The organism is Acinetobacter sp., assembly GCF_036659555.1.
Lineage (GTDB): Bacteria > Pseudomonadota > Gammaproteobacteria > Pseudomonadales > Moraxellaceae > Acinetobacter.
Map to the genome: position 1 here is coordinate 1 of NZ_JAVXCI010000158.1, position 3,171 is coordinate 3,171.

The 3,171-nt window shown below is 47.8% G+C and carries 4 protein-coding genes; 3 read left to right on the plus strand and 1 reads right to left on the minus strand.

Going from position 1 to position 3,171, the window contains the following annotated elements:
• Positions 1 to 609: 609 nt before the first annotated feature.
• Positions 610 to 1,548 carry an RluA family pseudouridine synthase gene (locus RSA72_RS14235; protein ID WP_332624630.1) on the plus strand — a complete coding sequence of 313 codons (939 nt, stop codon included), beginning with the start codon at positions 610 to 612 and terminating at the stop codon, positions 1,546 to 1,548.
• A 46-nt stretch (positions 1,549 to 1,594) separates the two neighbouring features.
• On the opposite strand, the gene RSA72_RS14240 is transcribed toward RSA72_RS14235, so the two are convergent.
• Positions 1,595 to 1,762 carry a hypothetical protein gene (locus RSA72_RS14240; protein WP_332624629.1) on the minus strand — a complete coding sequence of 56 codons (168 nt, stop codon included), beginning with the start codon at positions 1,760 to 1,762 and terminating at the stop codon, positions 1,595 to 1,597.
• Between the two features lie 208 nt (positions 1,763 to 1,970).
• Between RSA72_RS14240 and RSA72_RS14245 the strand changes: the two genes are divergently transcribed.
• Together RSA72_RS14245 and RSA72_RS14250 are read left to right on the plus strand one after the other, a co-directional pair.
• Positions 1,971 to 2,648 (plus strand): HAD-IA family hydrolase, encoded by a 678-nt coding sequence (locus RSA72_RS14245; protein ID WP_332624628.1) that lies wholly within the window; start codon positions 1,971 to 1,973, stop codon positions 2,646 to 2,648.
• A gap of 64 nt (positions 2,649 to 2,712) precedes the next feature.
• A partial coding sequence (locus RSA72_RS14250) for a helix-turn-helix transcriptional regulator (RefSeq protein WP_332633405.1) occupies positions 2,713 to 3,171 on the plus strand: 459 nt, incomplete at its 3' end.

Here is a 3,171-nt window from a genome sequence, read left to right on the forward strand (position 1 = left end):
CACGTATTGATGATGGCAATACGGCTTCAATCTTTAAACGATTAAAGTCACCTGTCCGATTCACTGGCGGACGAGCGGTGCATTGGATGTGAGTAACTTTCACTGTCACATTGCTCAAAGATCATCCCTTCATAGCTGAGGGAGCATCCTGATACGGAATTATCGTCGTATCTTTACAATTTGTGCAGATCCAATGCATCAAGCGCTGTAGCCTGAATGCGGCATCAGGGAGCGACTAATCTGATGTGTATCAGTTTACGTTTAAAAACCAACAGAGTTGGCAGCATATTTTTTTGCGGCAGGCTGCTTTATGCATCTTAAGATGCAATTAAACGCAACAGCCTGCAGTTTTGCCGATATAATAAGCCTTCGGCGTCGGCATAATTCTTTAGGGACCTTCCCGCTTAATGTGAGTGTTTAATTGAATAATCAAGTTCAGAGCAATCTGAAATGAACCAACTTTTACTCACTTGCGATGGTTTCCGTGCGCTGACTATATCAAACCTTGCATCATCTGCCTATGGGCTAAGCTTATGTTTCTTGTGTAAAGCATAGCCTGAATGATCAGTTTTTAATCAATTTCGGTATTTTTTGGGTCACAGTAACTGTATGAATTCTACACAGCAATGGCAAAACGTCACTTGGTTTGAAGCGGATGAGCATCAAGCCGGTCAGCGCATTGATAATTTCCTGTTTAGCCGCCTGAAAGGCGTGCCGAAAAGCCGGATTTACCGCCTGATCCGTGAAGGTCAGGTGCGGGTGAATAAAAAGCGCATTAAAGCCGAAACCAAGCTGTCAATTGGCGATCAAATCCGTGTTGCGCCAATACGTTACGAGCAGAAAGATGAAACAGCCGCGCCGGTTTCCGACAAAGTGGCGCAGAGCCTGCTCAGCCGGGTGATTTATGAAGATGAAGGCCTGATGGTGGTGAATAAGCCGTCCGGCATTGCGGTGCATGGCGGCAGCGGCGTGGCCTATGGCCTGATTGAAGGCCTGCGGGCAGCGACGGGCAAGAAATATTTAGAATTGATTCACCGCATTGACCGCGACACTTCCGGCCTGGTGATGATCAGCAAAAAGCGCAGCACCTTGAAAACCCTGCAGGACCTGCTGCGCGAGCATAAGATTCAGAAAACTTATGCTGCCATCGTCAAGGGGCAGGTGAGCCTGGATCAGCAGCTGATTGATCAGCCGCTGCTGCGTTATGAGCTGGCGAATGGCGAGCGCCGCGTGCGGGTGTCAAAAGAAGGCAAAGAGTCGAAGACGCAGTGGAAAGTGGCGGAGCGCTTCATGCATGCAACGCTGGTTTATGCATCGCCGCTGTCCGGCCGCACGCATCAGATCCGCGTGCATGGCTTAAGCATTGGCCATCCGCTGGTCGGCGATGACAAATACGGCCATGAAACTGAATATAAGGGGCCGAAGCCGCGCCGTTTATGTTTACATGCGATGCGTTTAGACATTCCGGGCTATGCGCCTATTGAAGCGCCTTTGCCTGAAGATATGCAGAGCCTTGTGGCGCAGCTTAGGGCGCAGAAGAAGGATTGATTTTTAGCTCAATCTAACGTCAGCTTTTGAAAGATTAAGCTGAGCCTCATCCCTCAGGCGCTGCTCGAAAGGCGGCATGGATTTCGCCGTTGCTCTGTCTTAAACTTTGCTTTAAAGCAGTGCTCAAAGCTCGTTCAGGACGCATCATCAGAGCAGCAAAGGATTTTTGCTGCTTTTCATCCTTGAAAAATAAATTAAGCAGATGCAAAAACATTTCGTCGATTGATGTTAAATAGACTGTGCTTTTTTATCACCTCTCCCTAACCCTCTTCTGAGAGGAGAGGGAATAACATCTTTTTCGAAGATCAAGTGTTATCGAATGTATAAAAGTTCTCTTTCATTTTTGGCGGAGGCTTGCACAGAACACGGTTCAGGGAGAGGATTAATAAATTCAATCAGAATTAAATATTGGAAACCCAAGCATGAATAAACCAGTAGAGCTAATTATCTTTGATTGGGATGGAACCTTATTTGATTCAGTGGGGCAGATTGTGGCCAGTCTTTTATTTGCCGCACAGCAATTTCAACAATCCTTAACTGCTGATGCCGCAAAAAGCATTATTGGCCTAGGGCTGCCTGAAGTCGCACAGCGTTTGTTCCCTCAAGCGCCTGAGCTGCATAGCGAAATTTTGCAATGCTATGCAGATCATTATGTGGCGAACTCGAAAGGCGATGTCTGGTTTGCCGGCGTATCGGACATGCTGTTTGACTTAAAAGCGCAAGGCCTGCAGCTGGCTGTTGCGACAGGCAAAAGCCGCAAAGGCCTGGACCGGGTGCTGGCGCAAACGCAGAGCCAAGCGCTATTTGCGGCAACCCGCGCTGCCAGTGAAACCAAGTCCAAACCCCATCCTTTGATGCTGGAAGAAATTTTAGCTGAAACTGGAGTTGCTGCTGAACGCGCGATTATGGTGGGTGACACCAGCTATGATTTGGAAATGGCATGCAATATTGCCATGCCAAGAGTCGGGGTCGCTTATGGCGTGCACAGCGTGGATGTGCTGCAGCAGTTTAATCCTTTAACGGTGGCCAGCGATGTCAGCGCGCTGCATCAGTTTTTAAGGCAGCAGGTGCAGGCTGCAGCCGCCGCATCAATTGGCTGAAAACCGGCGCATAGGCAAGCGCCGCTGAATCTGACTTTAAAACAATAAGGCATGAAAAAATGTTATGAGCCGTTCTATACGCCTGCTGAATTTGCTGCAGCTGCTGCGTGAGCAGCGCCATCCGGTGACCGCCCGGCGCCTTGCGGAAGATTTAGCCATCAGCGTGCGCAGCGTTTACCGGGATATTGACAGCCTGCGCGGGCAGGGGGTGAATATTGCAGGGAGCGCAGGACTTGGATTTCAGCTGAAAGAAAACTTTCTCCTTCCACCCATGAGTTTGGATGAATCAGAAATTGAGGCCATGTATTTGGCATTACAATGGGCTAAATCTATTCCTGATCAAGCATTACAACAGGCTTCACATTCGGTATTAAGCAAATTAAGAGCCGTATTACCTCAAAGAAAACAAGAGTTTTTAAATGATACTTATCTAAAATCCATTCATTCGTGGATTGAGGTTGATCAAACTATTGTTGAACAAGTTCGTATCGCAATTCGTTTACAAACTAAAATTCAGATTGAT